The 18,876-nt window shown below is 66.4% G+C and carries 18 protein-coding genes; 15 read left to right on the top strand and 3 right to left on the bottom strand.

All coding sequences use genetic code 11. The features are described 5' to 3' along the window. Positions 1-12 precede the first annotated feature (12 nt). The 11 genes from ndk to pdxH all read left to right on the top strand — a co-directional run bounded on the left by ndk (position 13) and on the right by pdxH (position 10,051). Entirely contained in the window at positions 13-438 is a 426-nt protein-coding gene (ndk, locus tag GBG68_RS01500; RefSeq protein ID WP_152144355.1) for a nucleoside-diphosphate kinase, read from the top strand. Then, entirely contained in the window at positions 419-1,540 is a 1,122-nt protein-coding gene (gene rlmN, locus GBG68_RS01505; protein WP_152144357.1) for a 23S rRNA (adenine(2503)-C(2))-methyltransferase RlmN, read from the top strand. The genes ndk and rlmN overlap by 20 nt, the downstream gene beginning before the upstream one ends. Then, a complete protein-coding gene (pilW, locus tag GBG68_RS01510; protein ID WP_152144360.1) occupies positions 1,537-2,316 on the top strand; it encodes a type IV pilus biogenesis/stability protein PilW in 780 nt (259 codons plus the stop codon). Before rlmN ends, pilW begins: the two co-directional genes overlap by 4 nt. Beyond that, the gene (locus GBG68_RS01515; RefSeq protein ID WP_152144362.1) at positions 2,306-3,337 is read left to right on the top strand and encodes a RodZ domain-containing protein; all 1,032 of its coding nucleotides are present in this window, start codon (positions 2,306-2,308) and stop codon (positions 3,335-3,337) included. Before pilW ends, GBG68_RS01515 begins: the two co-directional genes overlap by 11 nt. Before the next feature lie 40 nt (positions 3,338-3,377). Further along, positions 3,378-4,646, top strand: a complete 1,269-nt coding sequence (hisS, locus tag GBG68_RS01520) for a histidine--tRNA ligase (protein WP_152144364.1) — start codon at positions 3,378-3,380, stop codon at positions 4,644-4,646. Positions 4,647-4,674: 28 nt separating this feature from the next. Then, positions 4,675-5,319 (top strand): YfgM family protein, encoded by a 645-nt coding sequence (locus GBG68_RS01525; protein WP_152144366.1) that lies wholly within the window; start codon positions 4,675-4,677, stop codon positions 5,317-5,319. Continuing rightward, complete coding sequence (gene bamB, locus GBG68_RS01530) at positions 5,316-6,470, top strand: outer membrane protein assembly factor BamB (RefSeq protein ID WP_152144368.1); 1,155 nt, start codon at positions 5,316-5,318, stop codon at positions 6,468-6,470. Before GBG68_RS01525 ends, bamB begins: the two co-directional genes overlap by 4 nt. Beyond that, entirely contained in the window at positions 6,470-7,234 is a 765-nt protein-coding gene (locus GBG68_RS01535) for an NRDE family protein (RefSeq protein ID WP_152144370.1), read from the top strand. Before bamB ends, GBG68_RS01535 begins: the two co-directional genes overlap by 1 nt. A gap of 120 nt (positions 7,235-7,354) precedes the next feature. Further along, entirely contained in the window at positions 7,355-8,011 is a 657-nt protein-coding gene (gene adk, locus GBG68_RS01540; protein WP_152144372.1) for an adenylate kinase, read from the top strand. Between the two features lie 96 nt (positions 8,012-8,107). Then, positions 8,108-9,460 carry an NfeD family protein gene (locus GBG68_RS01545; protein ID WP_152144374.1) on the top strand — a complete coding sequence of 451 codons (1,353 nt, stop codon included), beginning with the start codon at positions 8,108-8,110 and terminating at the stop codon, positions 9,458-9,460. Positions 9,461-9,466: 6 nt separating this feature from the next. Next, positions 9,467-10,051, top strand: coding sequence for a pyridoxamine 5'-phosphate oxidase (gene pdxH / locus GBG68_RS01550; protein ID WP_152144376.1), 585 nt, complete (start codon positions 9,467-9,469; stop codon positions 10,049-10,051). Positions 10,052-10,076: 25 nt separating this feature from the next. On the opposite strand, the gene GBG68_RS01555 is transcribed toward pdxH, so the two are convergent. After that, a complete protein-coding gene (locus GBG68_RS01555; RefSeq protein WP_152144378.1) occupies positions 10,077-11,300 on the bottom strand; it encodes a hypothetical protein in 1,224 nt (407 codons plus the stop codon). A gap of 258 nt (positions 11,301-11,558) precedes the next feature. Here GBG68_RS01555 and GBG68_RS01560 point away from each other — a divergent pair, with 258 nt between their 5' ends. After that, entirely contained in the window at positions 11,559-11,870 is a 312-nt protein-coding gene (locus tag GBG68_RS01560; RefSeq protein ID WP_152144380.1) for an H-NS family nucleoid-associated regulatory protein, read from the top strand. 66 nt (positions 11,871-11,936) lie between these two features. On the opposite strand, the gene GBG68_RS01565 is transcribed toward GBG68_RS01560, so the two are convergent. Together GBG68_RS01565 and GBG68_RS01570 are read right to left on the bottom strand one after the other, a co-directional pair. Then, positions 11,937-12,722, bottom strand: coding sequence for an ABC transporter permease (locus GBG68_RS01565; protein WP_152144382.1), 786 nt, complete (start codon positions 12,720-12,722; stop codon positions 11,937-11,939). Then, positions 12,719-13,660, bottom strand: a complete 942-nt coding sequence (locus GBG68_RS01570; protein ID WP_152144384.1) for an ABC transporter ATP-binding protein — start codon at positions 13,658-13,660, stop codon at positions 12,719-12,721. Before GBG68_RS01570 ends, GBG68_RS01565 begins: the two co-directional genes overlap by 4 nt. 326 nt (positions 13,661-13,986) lie before the next feature. Here GBG68_RS01570 and carA point away from each other — a divergent pair, with 326 nt between their 5' ends. The 3 genes from carA to greA are packed head-to-tail and all read left to right on the top strand — an operon-like array spanning position 13,987 to position 18,867. Next, positions 13,987-15,135: a glutamine-hydrolyzing carbamoyl-phosphate synthase small subunit gene (carA, locus tag GBG68_RS01575; protein ID WP_152144386.1), complete on the top strand. Its 1,149-nt coding sequence runs from the start codon at positions 13,987-13,989 to the stop codon at positions 15,133-15,135. 37 nt (positions 15,136-15,172) lie between these two features. Further along, positions 15,173-18,394, top strand: a complete 3,222-nt coding sequence (gene carB / locus GBG68_RS01580) for a carbamoyl-phosphate synthase large subunit (RefSeq protein ID WP_152144388.1) — start codon at positions 15,173-15,175, stop codon at positions 18,392-18,394. Beyond that, a complete protein-coding gene (gene greA / locus GBG68_RS01585; protein ID WP_152144390.1) occupies positions 18,391-18,867 on the top strand; it encodes a transcription elongation factor GreA in 477 nt (158 codons plus the stop codon). The genes carB and greA overlap by 4 nt, the downstream gene beginning before the upstream one ends. Positions 18,868-18,876: the final 9 nt, after the last annotated feature.

The raw sequence follows: 18,876 nt of genomic DNA on the forward strand, positions 1-18,876 counted from the left end.
GGGAGTGGCCGAATGGCAGTCGAACGTACTCTTTCCATCCTCAAGCCCGATGCAGTCGCCAAGAACGTGATCGGTGAGATCTACAACCGTTTCGAGAAGGCCGGGCTGAAGATCGTCGCCTCCCGCATGAAGCACCTGAGCCAGGCCGACGCCGAAGGCTTCTATGCCGTGCACAAGGACCGCCCCTTCTTCAAGGATCTGGTTTCTTTCATGACCTCCGGTCCGGTGATGATCCAGGTGCTGGAAGGCGAGGACGCCATTCGCAAGAACCGCGAGATCATGGGCGCGACCAACCCCAAGGAAGCGGCGGCCGGCACCATTCGTCACGATTTCGCCGATTCCATCGACGCCAACGCCGCCCACGGCTCCGACGCGCCGGAAACGGCCAAGCAGGAAATTGAATACTTCTTCAAAGCCGATGAGATCTACTCCCGTTAAGGAGCCGCGCGAGGCCAGGACCAACCTCCTGGGCCTGGACCGGGAGGGGTTGAAAGGGTTTTTCGCCGAAATGGGCGAAAAACCCTTTCGTGCCTCTCAATTGCTGAAATGGATTCACCAGCGCGGGGTTACCGACTTCGCGCAGATGACCGATCTCAGCAAGGCCCTGCGCACCAAGCTGGAAGCCACCGCGGAGGTGCGCATCCCGGAGCCGGTCTTCGACCAGCGATCCGCGGACGGCACCCGCAAGTGGCTGCTGCGCATGGACGGCAGCAACGCCATCGAGACGGTGTACATCCCCGAAACCGGCCGCGGCACCCTGTGCGTGTCTTCCCAGGTCGGTTGCGCGCTGGAATGCACCTTTTGCTCCACCGCCCAGCAAGGTTTCAACCGCAACCTCACCAGCGCCGAGATCCTGGGGCAGCTGTGGTTCGCGGTGCGCGAACTGCAGGCGTCGGGTCTGGAGCGGCCCATCACCAATGTGGTTTTCATGGGCATGGGCGAACCGCTGTCCAATTTCGCCCCGGTGCTGATGGCCAGCCGCGCCATGGTGGACGACGACGCCTACGGCCTGTCCAAGCGCCGGGTGACGCTGAGCACCTCGGGCCTGGTGCCGCAGCTCTATCGCATGGCGGAGATCTCCGATATCGCCCTGGCGGTGTCGCTGCACGCGCCCAACGATGCGCTGCGCGACGAACTGGTCCCAATCAACCGCAAGCACCCGATCAAGGATCTGCTGGCGGCCTGCAAGCACTACATCCAGGACAAGCCCCATCGCAGCATCACTTGGGAATACGTGATGCTGGACGGCGTGAACGATCACGACGAGCATGCCCGGCAGCTGGCCGTGCTGCTCAAGGGGATTCCCTCCAAGGTCAACCTGATCCCCTTCAACCCGTTCCCGGGCACCGATTACCGCTGCTCCTCGCCGGAGCGCATACGCAGCTTCGCCACCATACTGCTCAAGGCCGGGCTGACCACCACCACCCGCAAGACCCGCGGGCAGGACATCGACGGCGCCTGCGGCCAGCTGGTGGGCAGGGTGGAAGATCGCACCCGTCGGCGTCTGCGCCGGGAGCAGGCCGCGGAGGCTACCCAATGAAACCCGCCGCGCGCCTGTGGTCTCTGCTCGTGGCGGTCCTGTTGCTGGCGGCGTGTTCCAGCACCCCCACCAAGCCGCCGGACGAGGCGCCCACCACCGACAGGGGTCGGGCCGCCGAGATCAACACCCGCCTGGGCGTGGCCTACATGCAGCGCGGTGAGCTGGAACAGGCCATGGTCAAGCTGCGCCGCGCCCTCTACCAGGACCCGGACTACGCCCCGGCCCACACCACGGTGGCCGTGCTCTACCAGCGCCTGGGCGAGTCCGACAAGGCGCGGGGGCATTTCCAGCGCGCTCTGCGCCTGACGCCGGATGATCCGGGGCTGCGCAATAATTACGGGCAGTTCCTCTGCGCCGAGGGCGACACGGAGCAGGCGCTGGGACAGTTCCAGCGGGCCGCCGCCGATCCGCTCTACGAGCGTGTCGAGATCCCGCTGGCCAATGCCGGCCTTTGCCTGCTGCGCGAAGGCGACAAGGTCCGGGCCGCGGAAATGCTGCGCCGATCGCTGGAACACAACCCGCGGCTGGGGCGCGCGCTGTTGCCCATGGCGGAACTTCGCCTGGAGCAGGGCGACGCGCTGTCCGCGCGTGGCTATTACCAGCGCTATCTGGCGGTGAGTGAACAGAACGCACAGAGTCTGTGGCTGGGCATACGTATAGAACGCGTACTGGGTGATCGGGACGCGCTGGCCAGCTACGCGCTGCTGCTGCGCTCGCGTTACCCGGATTCGCTGGAGACCAAGAAGCTGCTTGAGAGCGAAACCAATGACCGATGAGCAGCCCCAGGGAGGCCCGGAGTCGGGCCGGGAGCATCCCGCCGCCAAACCGGGTCATCTGCTGCGCGAGGCGCGGGAACGCAAGCGACTGAGCCTGCAGGCCGTTGCCGAGCATCTGAACCTGCGCGCGCAGGTTGTGGATTATCTCGAACAGGACCGCTACGAGCGTCTGCCGCCGCTGATCTTCGTGAAGGGTTACCTGCGCGCCTACGCCAAACTGGTGGACGAGCCGGAAGAGCGGATCATGGCCGCCTTCACCCAGCAGGGTCTGGAAGCCGCGGGGCGACAGCCGGAGTTGCCCCGGGATGGCGCCCGCGGCGCGGGCAGCCGATTGTTGCCGGCGATGTTGCTGCTGGCCGTACTGGTCGTGGCGGCCCTGTTCTGGTGGCGTGGCGAACAGCGTCTGCCCGGGCAGGCGGACGCGCCAATCGCGGGGGAGCCCGCCGCCGTGGCACCCCTCCACGATGAGGACGATGTCGCCGCTCGCACCCTCGCCACGCGCGATGGCTCGAGTGCCGAGCGCGACACCGAACGGGCCGAGCCGATCGCGCCAGCGACCGGGAACGGTGGGGTGCAAAGTACACCGGAATCGACGCCCGAAGAGCCCACGGTGTCTCCGCCACCGCAGGCCGCCGTCGCCGGGCATCAGGCAGCTGCCGCGGCGCGGACCGACACCACCGAAACCACGCCCCCTGAAACGGCCGCGGAGCCGGAAGCTGTAGCAGAGCCTGAGCGCGCCAGCGAAGCGGAGCCCGGGATGGCGCCCGAGCCGGCCGTCGACATGCTCGTGATCCGGGTGCGTGGCGACGCCTGGATGGACGTGCGCGATGGCAACGGCGAGCGGGTGCTCTACGGCACTGTGCGGGGCCCGGAGCTGTTTCGTTTCGACGGGCCGTATCCGTATCGACTGACCATTGGTGACGCCAGTGCCGTGGAACTGGAGTTCCGCGGCCAGCCGGTGGACCTCGCACCTCACACCCGCGGCCGCGTAGCGCGCCTGAGCCTGCCCGCGCAGCGCTGAGCGCCCGGTCGCACCCAAAATCAATACAAGCGGAGGCACCTTGGCCAAGGGGATCCAAAGCATCAGGGGCTTTGCCGACATATTGCCCGAGCACCTGCCCACCTGGCGGCACGTGGAAGAGACCGCTCGGCGCTGGCTCGAGGCCTACGGCTATGCCGAGATCAGGTTGCCGGCGCTGGAGCGCACGGAGCTTTTCAGCCGCTCCATCGGCGAGGTCACCGACATCGTCGAGAAAGAGATGTACACCTTCGCCGATCGCAACGGCGACAGCCTGACCCTGCGCCCCGAGGGTACCGCGGGCTGCGTGCGCGCGGGTATCCAGCACGGCCTGTTCCACAACGCCCAGCCGCGACTGTGGTACAGCGGCGCGATGTTCCGTCACGAGCGCCCGCAGAAGGGGCGCTTTCGTCAGTTCCACCAGATCGGCGCCGAGGTGTTCGGCCTCGCCGGGCCGGACGTGGATGCGGAGATGATCCTCATGACCGGGCGCCTGCTTGCCAGCATGGGCCTGGAGGATGTGGAGCTGCAGATCAACAGTCTCGGCAGCAGCGAGGCCCGCGCCGCCTACCGCGAGCAGCTGGTGGCGTATCTGGCCCAGCACGAGGCGCGGCTTGACGACGACAGTCGCCGCCGCCTGCACAGCAACCCCTTGCGGGTGCTCGACAGCAAGAACCCGGCTCTGCAGGAGATCATCGAGGCCGCCCCGCGGCTGCTGGACCAGCTGGATGAGGAATCCGAGCGGCATTTCGCCGAGCTGCGCGCCATTCTCGACGCCGCCGGCCTGAACTACCGCATCAACCCGCGTCTGGTGCGCGGGCTGGATTACTACGGTCGCACCGTGTTCGAGTGGGTCACCGACCGGCTGGGTGCCCAGGGTACGGTGCTCGCCGGCGGCCGATATGACGGCCTGGTGGAGCAGATAGGCGGTCGAGCGACACCGGCGGTGGGCTTTGCCATGGGTGTGGAGCGCATCGTGACCCTGCTGGAGGAAAGCGGCAGGCAGAAGCGCGCGCCGGCCCCCCAGGCCTACGTGGTCGTGCCGGCGGGGGTGGAGGCCCAGGCTCATGCCTTGGTGGAGAGTCTTCGCGATCAGCTGCCTGCGGCGTGCTTGCTGGTCAATGCCGGTGGTGGCAGTTTCAAGAGCCAGTTCAAGCGCGCCGATCGCAGCGGCGCCCGCCTGGTGCTGGTGCTGGGCGAAGAGGAGCTGGCCGCCGGCCGGGTAGGCGTCAAGGACCTGCGGGGAGACGCTGCCCAGGAAGCCGTGGCACGGGAAGATTTGGCCGAATTCATCCGCGCGCGACTGGATTGAGCGCGGGTTTCATCGAGGAGAGAGAGCAGTGGCGGATTACAGTTCGGACATGGAGCAGGTGGAGGCGCTCAAGCGCTGGTGGAGCGAGAACGGCCGTTCCATCATCGCCGGCGCGGTGATCGCCATCGTCGGCCTGCTCGGCTGGCAGCAGTGGGGCGCCTACCAGGATCAGCAGGCACTGGACGCCTCCAATGAGTATCTGGCATTCCTGGAGCAGTTGCGGGGCGATGCGCCGGACGGCGGGCTTGGTCGCGGTGAACGGCTCATCGAGAAGCATGCCGACAGCCCCTATGCGGCGCTGGCCGCTCTGTGGATGGCCTCTCACCATGTGGAACAAGGCGCGCTGGAGCAGGCCGAAGCGCGGCTGCGCTGGGCCAGCGAACAGGCCGACGGTGAACATTTCCGCGAGCTGGCGAGCCTGCGCTTGGCGAACGTGCTGCTCGCCCGCGCGGACCCTGCCGCGGCGCTCGCCGTGCTGGAGCGAATCGACCAGGGTGCCTACAGCGCGCTGGCCGGCGAGCTGCGCGGTGATGCGCATGCCGCCCGGGGTGAGCGCGAGCAGGCCGCGGCCAGTTATCGCGCCGCCCTGGAGAACGACGGTCTGAGTGGTCAGCGGCGCCAGTTGCTGGAGCTCAAGCTGCGGGATCTGGGGGCCGGGGAGTCTCTATCGTGAGGCGGGTGCTGGCGGCGTTGATGATGGTCGGCGCGCTGGCTGGCTGTGCCTCCTCCGGCGGTGGGCCGCGGGAGGAAGTGCCCGAGCCGCCCAGCCCGCGCAGTGTGAACTCGGATCTGCGCCTGGACCGGTTGTGGGAGACCGGCGTCGGCGGCGGTGCCGGCTCGGCGGCGAACGGCCTGCGCTTGGCGTTGTACGATGGCCGGCTGTACGCTGCCGGTGCCGCCGGGCGCGTCAGCGCGCTGGCCGCTGACAGCGGCAAGACCCTGTGGCGCACGGAGCTGGATGCTTCCCTGGGCGGAGGTCCCGGCGTGGGGGCTGGCAAGGTATTTGTCGGTTCCCGGGACGGGCGCGTGTTCGCCCTGTCCGCGGCGGACGGGGAGCGGCTTTGGGAGCGTCGGCTGAGCGGCGAGATTCTCACTGTGCCGGCGGTGTTGGATGGCCAGGTGATCGTGCGCACGGTGGATGGCCGGGTGCATGGGCTGGATGCCGCCGACGGCGCGCCGGTCTGGTTGTTTCAGCGCAGTCTCCCCAGCTTGACGCTGCGGGGCAATGCCGACCCGTTGACCGTGCCTGGTGGCGTACTACTGGGGCTGGATAGCGGTGAACTGGTGGCGCTGGCGGCTCCTCGCGGCCAGGTGGCCTGGGAAACCGATGTGGCCGTGCCCCAAGGGCGCTCCGAAGTGGAGCGCATGGTGGACGTGGACGCCACTCCCGTGGCCCTGGGCGATACCGCTTATGCGGTGGCCTATCAGGGCCGGCTGGTGGCCGCTGACCTGCGTGACGGCAGTCTGCGCTGGGCCCGCGAGATGTCCGCCCACACCGGACTGGCGGCGGACAATGAGCGACTTTACCTGAGCGACAGCGACCAGTGGGTCTGGGCCCTGGACCGTTTCAGTGGCGCCAGCATCTGGCGCAACGATAAGTTGCGCGGCGTGCGTCTGGGCGCGCCGGCCCTGCACGGCGGCTATCTGGTGCTGGGCGATGATCAGGGGTACCTGAACTGGCTGAGCCGGGATCAGGGCGAGCTGCAGGCGCGAGTGAAGCAGGGGGAGGCCGTGCGCGTGGCGCCCCTCAGTGACGGCGAGCGGCTGTATGTGCTGGATGCGGGTGGCCGCGTGCAAGCCTGGCGGGTCATCGGTCAGGACTGATGTGCCTGCTGCTTTTCGCCCACGGCCTGGAGCCCGACCTGCCGCTGGTGATCGCGGCCAACCGTGATGAGTTCCACGCCCGCCCCACGGCGCCGGCCCATTGGTGGCGGGAGCCCCGGATACTGGCCGGGCAAGACCAGCAGGCGGGGGGCAGCTGGATGGGCAGCACCCGCGGTGGGCGCATCGCCGTGGTCACTAACTATCGGGACCCGCCCTCCCATCGGGAGGGCGCCGGCTCCCGCGGCGAGCTGGTGACCCTGGCCCTGCAGGGGCGCTTCGACGGCGCCGATGGGCGTCGGGAGCTCGCCGCCCGGGGTGGGGAATACAACAGCTTCAACCTGGTCTATGGGGAAGCCTCGGCGCTGTGGTATTACAGTGACCGGGAAGGCGAGGTGCGGCGGCTGCCGCCGGGGCTGTACGGCCTGAGCAACCATGTGCTGGAAACCCCCTGGCCGAAAGTCACACGGGGCAAGGCACTGCTGCGGGCGTGGCTGGACGGGCCGCGCCGGGGTGATCCCGAGGGCCTTTTCGCACTGCTCGCCGACACTCGGCAACCGGAGCCGGCCGAGCTGCCGGATACCGGCCTCTCCGCGGAATGGGAGCGGTTGCTGGCCACGCTTTTCATCCGAAGCCCCCGTTACGGCACCCGTGCGTCCACCGTGGTGATGGACGACGCCCGGGGGCAAAGATTATTTGCCGAGCGGGCTTTCAACGAGGCGGGGGAAACCCGGCAAACTCGCTGGTTTCGGTTCGCAACTCGTTGAATTGCGTGAAAGGTCCCCCTCGCCGCGTTGCGGCATGGGGCACCCGGTGATAGGCTCGCCGCATTCCGGGGCCGACGCGGCTTCAAGCAAATTCTGATAATCGTGGTAGAGAGGTTAGGCATGCGAGTGATTCTGCTGGGGCCGCCGGGGGCGGGCAAGGGGACGCAGGCGGCGCACATCTGCGAGGCCTTCAAGATTCCGCAGATTTCCACCGGCGACATGCTGCGCGCGGCCGTCAAGGCCGGTACGCCGCTGGGCCGGGAAGCGAAGAAGGTGATGGACGCCGGTGGGCTGGTGTCCGACGATATCATCCTGGGCTTGGTCAAGGAGCGCATCGCGCAGGCCGACTGTGCCAACGGTTTTCTCTTCGACGGTTTCCCCCGCACCATCGCCCAGGCCGATGCGCTCAAGGAGCAGCAGGTTTCCATCGACCACGTGGTGGAACTGCAGGTGCCCGATGAGGAGATCATCAGCCGCATGAGCGGTCGGCGGGTTCACCCCGGCTCCGGCCGGGTCTATCACGTGGAGCACAATCCGCCGCGGCAGGAAGGCAAGGACGACGTGACCGGCGAGCCGCTGGTTCAGCGTGACGACGACCGGGAAGAGACCGTGCGCAAGCGCCTGGAGGTCTATCACGAGCAGACCCGCCCGCTGGTGGAGTACTACTCCTCCTGGGCCGACAGTGGCGATGCCGCCGCGCCCCGTTACTCGGCCATCCATGGCACCGGTGCCATGGAAGCCGTGCGTCAGCGGATCATGGACGCGTTGAAAGGCTGAGCCCGCGGGGCTCGCGCATCGAAACGGGGCCGAAAGGCCCCGTTTTCGTTTGCGCCGCGCTATGCTGGGGCAGGGTATCACCACGGAGAGTGCATCATGCTACGCGCCAGTCGGTTCCGTCTCGCCGTGTGGAGCTTGCTCCTGTTGCTGGGTCTGGGCTTGGCCGCCCCCCTGCGCGCCCAGGTGGCGGTGCTGGAGGTCCAGGGCGTGATAGGGCCGGCCACCGCGGATTACGTCTCCCGGGGCCTGCGCGAGGCCGGTGAGCTGGACGCTGAACTGTTGGTGCTGCGCCTGGACACCCCGGGCGGGCTGGACGGCGCCATGCGCGCGATTATCCAGGACCTGCTCGCCTCCCCCATCCCCGTGGCCGCCTGGGTGGGGCCTCGAGGTGCCCGCGCGGCCAGCGCCGGCACGTATATCCTCTACGCCACCCATATCGCTGCCATGGCACCGGCCACCAACCTGGGGGCGGCCACACCGGTGCAACTGCGTGGCCCCGGAGGCGGCGGCGCCGAACCCGAGGGCGGCGAGCCCGAGGCGGACACGGCGATGGAACAGAAACTGGTCAACGATGCCGTGGCCTATATCCGCTCCCTGGCCGAGTTGCGCGGGCGCAACGCCGACTGGGCGGAACGGGCGGTGCGGGAGGGGGCCAGCCTGAGCAGCGAGGCGGCCCTGGCCGAGGGCGTGGTGGAACTACTGGCCGAGGACCTGGATAGCCTGCTGCAGGCGCTGCATGGTCGGGAGCTAAAGCTGGACGGTAATCGCACCGTTACTCTGGACACTGCTCAGGCGGAGGTGGTGGAGCTGGCGCCGGACTGGCGCAACAAGCTGCTGGCGGCGATCACCAATCCGAACGTGGCCTATGTGTTGATGCTGATCGGTATCTACGGGCTGATCTTCGAGTTGGCGAATCCCGGCGGGATCGGCCCCGGCGTGTTGGGCGCGATCTGCCTGGTGTTGGCTCTGTTCGCCTTCCAGGCCCTGCCCATCAATTATGCCGGGCTGGGGCTGATCGTCCTGGGGCTGGGTTTCATGATCGCCGAGGCCTTCCTGCCAAGTTTCGGCGTGCTGGGCCTGGGGGGGGTGGCGGCCTTCGTGATGGGCTCGGTCATGTTGATGGATACCCAGGTGCCGGGTTATGAGCTCTCCACCGGGCTGATCATCGGCTTCGCGCTAGGCAGTCTGTTGCTCTTGGTGGGCACGGTGTGGCTCGCCCTGCGTGCCCGCCGCCAACCTATGCGCACCGGGCGCGAGCAGTTGCAGGGGGCCGAAGCGGTGGCCCTGGAAGCCTTCGCCGAGGAGGGCTGGGTGCGTCTGCACGGGGAACGCTGGTGGGCGCGCAGCGCCGTGCCAGTGCGTCAGGGGCAACGGCTGCGGGTTGTCGGTGGCGAAGGCCTGGAAGTCGTGGTAGAACCGATCCCCACTGAATTCCCCCAGGAGTCGTGAACGACTATGCAGGTAGACCCGGAAGCCCTGAGCCGCATTCAGGAACTGCTGGCCCAGGCCGGCGAGCTGGATCTCAATGAACCCACTGCCATGACGCTGGCCACCGCCGGCGCCGACGGCCGGCCCACGGCCCGCATCGTGTTGCTCAAACAGGCCGACGAGCGCGGTTTCGTCTTCTATACCAATAGCCGGAGTCGCAAGGGGCGCAACCTGGCCGAGAACCCCTGGGCGGCGCTGTGCCTGTTCTGGCAACCGCTGATGCGCCAGGTGCTCATAGAAGGGCGGGTGGAACCGGTCAGCGAGGCCGAATCCGACGCCTATTGGGCACACCGGCCGCGGAGCAGCCAGATCGGTGCCTGGGCCTCGGAACAGTCCGAGCCCTTGGCCGACCGGGAGACCCTGGAGCGGCGCACCGCCGAATTCGAGCAGCGCTTTGCCGGTGTGGCTGTGCCCCGCCCGCCCCACTGGGGTGGATACCTGCTGCGCCCCGAACTGATCGAATTCTGGGTTTCACGCCCTGGGCGGCTCCACGAGCGTCAGCGTTATACCCTGGTGGACGGTGCCTGGCAGCAGAGCCTGGTCTACCCCTGAGAGATCTCCCGCGGTACGGCTTTGCTCAGTCTTCCAGCAAGGGCATCAGGCGATGCTTGTCCTCGTCCATGACCATGCGCCCTGGCTGCAACAGGTGGAAATTCAGCCCCAGCTCGCTCGCTTTCTGCTCCCAGTGGCGACGCACGGCCTCCACGCCCGCGGGGCTCAGCGGGTACTCGTGGCCCAGATACAGCACCTCGCCGTCGGCGCTTTGCGCGTAGACGGTGTGGGCCACCGGGCCTAGCGCGCCCAGGCTGTGTTCGGTGAGGGTGAGAAAAGCCGCCTGGGGCAGTTGCGCCGCGTCGATGTGCAGCCGTTCGCTGAAATAGGAGTCATCCGCGGGCGAGGCAAGCGTTTGGGCCCGCCCCAGCGCACTATCGGCGCACTGCTCGCTCAGTGCCGGGTCGGGCTTGATCAGTTCCACGCTCAGGCCATGGGCCTGCAGGCCGGCCAGGAATTGGCGTTGGCGCTGCAACCAGCGCTTGTAGCCTTCCAGCGTCCCGCCGGCTTGCGCCAGCCACTGGGCGGGCGTGTAATAAACACTGAGAATGTGCCCGCCGTCGCGCAAGAACAGATTGCCTGTTTCCAGCTCCACCCGTTCCTGGCCCTGGGGACGGAAAAGCGCGCCCTCCAGCAGGGTCCATAAGCCCCCGAAACCGGCGTGTTCCAGTTGCAGCTTCAGCAAGGCGCAAAGATCGTTGAACGTGGCGTAGGCGAGATTCTCCGGCTGCAGCCCGAATTGCTCGCGTATCACCTGCTCGGTGGCAAAGCCGGCGCGACCCTTCTCCAGTAGTTCGGCCTCCAGCTTGCGCTCCATGGCGTCCATGGCCTGGGAGTCGCCGAGCAGCAGGAAGGGGATCACCAGCATGGGCCCGGCGCCGGGCTGGCGGGCGGGCGCCAGGTCGGAGATGGGGAAATGGCCGCCGGGCGCGCCCAGCGCCATCAGCTGGGGCACGAAGGGTCCGCCCTGCAGGCTGCCGCGATAAAGCTCCATGAGGGTTTCCACCAGGGGCAGCCCGGGGCGCAGTATCTCGGTCAGATCGTATAGGCCGCCGATCAGGGCCAGGCCGTATTGGTCCACAGGCCCCAGGATGCGCTTGAGATCTTCCGCGAGGGCCCAGCCGAGTTTCTCGGCGGCGATGGGGTCCAGGGGGGGCGGCGGGCGCTGGCCGGATGCGGAGGCGTCCAGGGATAGTTCCACGGTGAGAACCGCTGGGCAGGCGGAGAGGCTGGGGTTAAGGCTGTGCATGGTGCGCGCGTCCTGTGGGTGAGAGCGGTCGACACTATAACGCCGGTGCCCACGCTTCCCAAGGCAGACACTGATCAATTCACGAAAGCCACTGCGGCAACGCTATCGCGAGCCGGCGGTTTGTTTCTTGATTTTTTTATTTATAAATCATTAAAATAGAAAGTCACTTCAATTGGCTGGAGTGTATCGAAAATCGTTGGGTGAGCCTTTGGCTCGCCATATTTGGGCTAAGCCCGGAATAAGGATAAAGGAGTATTCATGGATCTTTCCAAGTACAGTTTGGAAGAGCTGCGCGAGCTGCAAAAAGACCTGGAACGGGAGCTGCGCGCCCGCCGCAAGGAAGAGGCGCGTCGCGCGCAGAAGGAATTGAAGGAAGTGGCCGAAAAGTACGGCTTCAGCCTGAGCGACCTGGTGGGCGCCAGCCCGGCGCGCACCACCGCCAAGGGCAAGCCGCGCTTTCGTCACCCGGATGACGCGAGCAAGACCTGGTCCGGCCGGGGCCGCAAGCCCTTCTGGATCAAGGACTGGGAAGCCAGTGGCCGTTCCCTGAGCGAACTGGCCATCGACTGAGCATCCCTCGGTCATTGACTGCCCCCCGGCAGGAGCGGCCAGAGCTGCTGCTGCAGGGGGGCAGACTCACTTGCGCAGTCCAGTGCCTCGGTTCAACAGATACAGGCAAAAACCGCCCAGCAGCACGATGAACAGCAGGATGATGCTGTAGGCGACACGGATATCGATGTCCGATGCGCCCAGAATGCCGTAGCGAAAGCCATTGACCATGTAGAGGATGGGGTTCAGGTGCGACACCCGCTCCCAGAACGGGGGCAGCAGCGAGATGGAATAGAAGACGCCGCCCAGATAGGTCAGTGGGGTCAGTACGAAGGTGGGGACGATGGCGATGTCATCGAACTTGCGCCCGAACAGGGCGTTGAGGAACCCGCCCAGCGAGAACAATATCGCGGTGAGCAGTACCACCGAGAGGGTGATCCACGGATTGTGGATACGCAGGTCGGTGAAGAACAAGGCCACCAGCGTGACGATCAGGCCCACCAGTAGTCCCCGCCCCACGCCGCCGGCCAGATAGCCCAGCAGGATGAAGAAATTCGGTGTCGGCGAGACCAGGATTTCCTCGATGTGGCTCTGGAATTTCGCCCCGAAGAAGGACGAGGCCACATTGGCGTAGGAGTTGGTGATGACCGCCATCATAATGATGCCAGGGGCGATGAATTCGATGTAGGAATAGCCGTCCATGGGGCCGATGCGTGGGCCGATCAGGCTGCCGAAGATGACGAAGTACAGCGTCATGGTGATCGCCGGGGGCAGCAGGGTCTGCGCCCAGATGCGCATGTATCGGTGGGTCTCCTTGAGCACCAGGGTGCCCAGGGCTATCAGGTTGCTGCGCAATTGCTGGTTTTGATTCATGCGCCGGCGCCTCCGCTGTGTTCGGTCTTGTCCGCGGCGAGCAGCCGCACGAACATTTCTTCCAGGCGGTTGGACTTGTTCTTCATGCTGCCCACGTACACGCCGCGCTCGGCGAGGCGCGCGAACAGCTCCGTGAGGCTCTGCCCCGGGCCCACCTCGGCCTCCAGGGTGCTGTCGTCGAGCCGGCGCAGGGAGTAGCCCTCCACCTGGGGCGGTTCCGCCAGCGCGGCCTGCAGATCGAGAATGAAACTGTGGGTGTTCAATTGCCGCAGCAGGCTCTTGATGTCGGTGTTTTCGATAATTCGGCCGTCGTCGATGATGGCCACGTTGCGACAGAGCAGCTCCGCCTCTTCCAGGTAATGGGTGGTGAGGATGATGGTGGTGCCCTGCTCGTTGATCTTGCGCAGGAAGCCCAGCATGGAGCGACGCAGTTCGATGTCCACCCCCGCCGTGGGTTCGTCCAGGATCAGCAGGCGAGGTTCGTGGATCAGCGCGCGGGCGATCATCAGCCGCCGTTTCATGCCCCCGGACAGCGCTCGGGAGACGGTGTCGCGCTTCTCCCACAACCCCAGTTCCTTGAGGTACACCTCGGCCCGTTGCCGGGCGATGCGCCGCGGCACGCCGTAGAAGCCGGCCTGGTTGACCACGATCTGCGTCGCGGTCTCGAAGCCGTTGAAGTTGAATTCCTGGGGCACCAGGCCTATTGACGCCTTGGCCTGCCAGGGCTCACGGTCGATCTCGTGCCCGAAGATCAGCGCCTCGCCGGCGCTTTTGCGTACCAGCGAGCTGATGATGCCGATGGCGGTGGACTTGCCGGCGCCGTTGGGGCCGAGCAGGGCGAAGAAGTCGCCTTCTTCCACCACCAGGTCCACGCCCTTCAGGGCTTCCACGCCATTGGGGTAGCGCTTGGCGAGATGGCGCAGCTCAAGAGCTTTCATCGCAGCCGGTCCGTCGCGGAGGGGGTGTTGATTCTAGAAGCGGGGGTCCGGCGCGACAAGCCAGGGAGAAATGGATCACCCCCCCCCCCGGGCCGTCTGCGGCCGTCGGCGTTCCACGGCTGCGAGCGCGCTGGCCGATCAGGGGGGGCAGGGGGGAATCCGTGTCTCCCTGATGCGCCGGGCGGGAAAAAGCCGCTGCAGGATGGACACCGGAGGGCCTTGGCGCTAAAATTCCGCGCCGTACCGCGACACCGATTCTAATGCCGAAAACGGGAGGGTATCAGGCGATCCCTCCCGTTTTCGCGCGCCCAGCAGGAGGGTCCCCCTTGAGCAAGCCGGCTATTCTTGCACTGGAAGACGGCACAGTCTTTCGCGGCGAGTCCATTGGCGTGGATGGCACGGTCAACGGCGAGGTGTGTTTCAACACCGCCATGACCGGTTACCAGGAGATCTGCACCGATCCCTCGTACAGCCGCCAGATCGTCACCCTCACCTATCCCCACATCGGCAACACCGGCACCACGCCGGTGGACGCGGAATCCCGCGGCGTGCAGCTGGCGGGGCTGGTCATTCGCGATTTGTCGCCCCGGGTCAGCAACTGGCGTTCCCGGCAGAGCCTGCCCGAGTACCTGGCGAGCCATCAGGTGGTGGCTATCGCGGGCATAGACACCCGCAAACTCACCCGCTTGCTGCGCGAGAAGGGCGCGCAGAACGGCTGCCTGATGGCGGGCGAGGTGGATGAGGCCCGGGCGCTGGAGCAGGCGCGGGCCTTCCCTGGCCTGAAGGGCATGGACCTGGCGAAGGAAGTGAGCACCGATGCGCCCTATGAGTGGACTCGGGGCAGCTGGCAGCTGTCCATGGGCACCGAGGACTGCGCCGAAGTGGCCGCCGATGCCCAGCGTTACCATGTGGTGGCCTACGATTTCGGTGTCAAACACGCGACCCTGCGCATGTTGGTGGACGAGGGCGCCCGGGTGACTGTGGTGCCGGCGCAAACGCCCGCCGCCGACGTGTTGGCCATGAACCCGGACGGTGTGTATCTATCCAACGGACCGGGTGACCCGGAACCCTGCGGTTACGCCATCGAAGCCATCGCCCAGATCGTCGAGGCGGGTGTGCCCACCTTCGGCATCTGCCTGGGGCATCAATTGCTGGCCCTGGCGAGCGGCGCGCGTACCGTGAAGATGAGCGTGGGCCACCACGGCGCCAATCACCCGGTGCAGGATCTCGCCACGAAACGGGTGGCGATCACCAGCCAGAACCACGGTTTCGCGGTGGACGAGGCCAGCCTGCCGGCGAATCTGGAGCCCACCCATCGCTCCCTTTTCGACGGCACGCTGCAGGGCATACGCCGTACCGACAAGCCGGCCTTCAGCTTCCAGGGGCACCCGGAGGCCAGTTCCGGCCCCCACGATGTGGCCCCGCTGTTCCGGCTGTTCACCGAGATGATGGACGCCCACCGGGCTGCCCGCTGAGCCCCGAACTCACCCACCAGAGCACGACGTAGCAAAGATGCCCAAGAGAACCGACATCGAAAGCATCCTGATCATCGGCGCCGGTCCGATCGTCATCGGTCAGGCCTGCGAATTCGACTACTCCGGCGCCCAGGCCTGCAAGGCGCTGCGCGAGGAGGGCTACCGGGTGATCCTGGTGAACTCCAACCCGGCCACCATCATGACCGACCCGAACATGGCCGATGCGGTGTATATCGAACCCATCGACTGGCAGGCGGTGGCGAAGATCATCGAGAAAGAGCGCCCCGATGCGCTGCTGCCCACCATGGGCGGACAGACCGCGCTCAACTGCGCGCTGGACCTGGACCGGGAAGGGGTGCTGGCCGAGTACGGCGTGGAGATGATCGGCGCCACCAAGGACGCCATCGACAAGGCCGAGGACCGTCAGCGCTTCAAGGATGCGATGGAATCCATCGGCCTCGGTTCCGCCATGGCCGACACGGCGCACTCCCTGGAGGAGGCGCTGGAGGTGCAGAAGCGCGTGGGCTTCCCCACCATCATTCGCCCCTCGTTCACCATGGGCGGCTCCGGCGGCGGCATTGCCTACAACATCGATGAGTTCGTGGAGATCTGCGAGCGCGGCCTGGATCTTTCCCCCACCAAGGAACTGCTGATCGAAGAGTCGGTGCTGGGCTGGAAGGAATTCGAGATGGAGGTGGTGCGCGATCGCAATGACAACTGCATCATCGTCTGCTCCATTGAAAACCTGGACCCCATGGGCATCCACACCGGCGACTCCATCACCGTGGCCCCCGCCCAGACGCTCACCGACAAGGAATACCAGCTGATGCGCGATGCGTCGCTGGCGGTGCTGCGGGAGATCGGCGTGGAGACGGGTGGCTCCAACGTGCAGTTCGCCATCAATCCGGAAGACGGGCGCATGGTGGTGATCGAGATGAACCCCCGGGTGTCCCGCTCCTCGGCGCTGGCCTCCAAGGCCACCGGCTTTCCCATTGCGAAAGTCGCGGCGAAACTGGCGGTGGGCTACACCCTCGATGAACTGCGCAACGAGATCACCGGCGGCAAGACGCCGGCGAGCTTCGAGCCGACCATCGACTACGTGGTCACCAAGATTCCGCGTTTCACCTTCGAAAAGTTCCCCCAGGCCCAGGCCTCGCTGACCACCCAGATGAAGTCCGTGGGTGAGGTCATGGCCATCGGTCGCACTTTCCAGGAATCCTTCCAGAAGGCCCAGCGCGGCCTGGAAGACGGGCTCACCGGCCTGGACGAGCGTATCGACCTGAGCCTGCCCGACGCCCGCGAGCGTCTGGAGCAGGAACTGCGCATTCCCTGCCCGCAGCGGGTGCTGCTGGTGGCCGATGGCATCCGCGCCGGTTTCACCGTTGAGGAGCTCTTCGAGCTGACCGCCATCGACCCCTGGTTCCTCGCCCAGATCGCCGATCTGGTGGCCGAGGAAGCCGCCGCCCGTGAGGGCGGCATGAGCGGGCTCGAGAAGGAACGGCTGTTCGCGTTGAAGCGCAAGGGCTTCTCCGATGCGCGCCTGGGGCAGCTGCTGGGTGTGAAGGAAGATGCCATCCGCGCTCTGCGCCACCGTTTGGGTGTGCGCCCGGTGTACAAGCGGGTGGATTCCTGCGCCGCCGAGTTCGCGTCCAGCACCGCGTACATGTACTCCTCCTACGAGGAGGAGTGCGAGGCCGAGCCCACGGATCGACAGAAGATCATGGTGCTGGGCGGCGGGCCCAACCGCATCGGCCAGGGCATCGAGTTCGACTACTGTTGCGTGCACGCCGCGCTCGCCCTGCGCGAGGACGGCTACGAGACCATCATGGTCAACTGCAACCCGGAGACCGTCTCCACCGACTACGACACCTCCGATCGGCTCTACTTCGAGCCGCTCACCCTGGAGGACGTGCTGGAGATCGTCGAGTTGGAGCAGCCCGCCGGGGTCATCGTGCAGTACGGCGGTCAGACGCCGTTGAAACTGGCCCGGGACCTGGAAGCCGCCGGCGCGCCCATCATCGGTACCACCCCCGATTCCATCGATCTGGCCGAGGACCGGGAGCGCTTCCAGGGCCTGATCGAGAAGCTCGGCATCAAGCAGCCGCCCAACCGCACCGCTCGTGCCGTGGACCAGGCGCTGGCGCTGGCCGCGGAGATCGGGTACCCGTTGGTGGTGCGTCCCTCCTACGTGCTGGGCGGGCGGGCCATGGAGATCGTCTACGAGGAATCCGAGCTGCTGCAGTACATGCGGGAAGCGGTGAAGGTCTCCAACGAGTCCCCCGTGCTGCTGGACCGCTTCCTGGATGATGCGGTGGAAATCGACGTGGATGCGGTCTGCGACGGCGAGCAGGTGCTGATCGGCGGCATCATGGAGCATATCGAGCAGGCCGGGGTGCATTCCGGTGATTCCGCCTGTTCGCTGCCCCCGTACCACCTGTCGGCGAAGCTGCAGGACGAGTTGCGCGAGCAGATGCGCCAGATGGCGCTGGAATTGAAGGTGGTGGGCTTGATGAACGCCCAGTTCGCCATCAAGGGCGAAGAGGTCTACATCCTTGAAGTGAATCCTCGCGCCTCCCGCACCGTGCCCTTCGTCTCCAAGGCCACCGGCCTGCAGCTGGCCAAGATCGCTGCCCGCTGCATGGTGGGCCGCAGCCTGGCCGAGCAGGGCGTGACCGAAGAGGTGGTGCCCGAATACTACTGCGTGAAGGAATCCGTCTTCCCCTTCATCAAGTTCCCCGGCGTGGACCCCATCCTCGGCCCGGAGATGAAGTCCACCGGCGAGGTGATGGGCATAGGCGCGAGCTTCGGCGAGGCCTACGCCAAGTCCCAGCTGGGTGCGGGTGTGCGACTGCCCAAGAGCGGCCAGGTGTTCATGAGCGTGCGTGAGGCGGACAAGCCGGCCGCCGTGGCCGTGGCCCGCATGCTGAAAGATCACGGCTTCAGCCTGATCGCCACCCGGGGCACCGCGCGTGCCTTGCAGGAGCAGGGCGTAGACTGCAAGGTGATCAACAAGGTGCTGGAAGGGCGGCCGCATATCGTCGATGCCATCAAGAACGGCGAGATCGCGCTGATCATCAACACCACCGAGGGCAAGCAGGCGATTCGCGATTCCTACTCCATCCGCCGCGAAGCCCTGCACCGCAAGGTGAGCTACACCACCACCATCGCCGGCGCCCGGGCCACCTGCCTGGCGCTGGAGCACCTGGAGAGCCGCGACGTGGTGCGCTTGCAAGATCTTCACAAGGAGTCACAGGCATGAATCGAGTACCGATTACCGCCCGGGGCGCCGAGCAGCTCAAGGTCGAGCTGCACAAGCTGAAAAGCGAGGAGCGCCCGCGCATCATCGCCGCCATCGCCGAAGCGCGGGAGCACGGCGATCTGAAGGAGAACGCCGAGTATCACGCCGCCCGCGAGCAGCAGAGCTTCGTCGAGGGGCGCATCGCCGACATCGAGGGCAAGCTCTCCAACGCCCAGATCATCGACCCGGCGAGCCTCGACGCCGGTGGCCGGGTCGTGTTCGGCGCTACGGTGACGCTTGCCGATGAGGAAACCGGCAAGGAAGTGAGCTACCAGATCGTCGGCGAGGACGAGGCCGACATCAAGCAGAACCTGATCTCGGTCAGCTCGCCCATCGCCCGGGCGCTCATCGGCAAGGAAGAGGGCGATATCGCCTCGGTCCAGGCGCCGGGCGGCATCCGCGAGTACGAAATCGTCGAGGTGAAGTACATCTGAGCCCCTCGG

Origin of the sequence: Alkalilimnicola sp. S0819 (assembly GCF_009295635.1) — a bacterium.
Taxonomy (GTDB): domain Bacteria; phylum Pseudomonadota; class Gammaproteobacteria; order Nitrococcales; family WHIW01; genus S0819.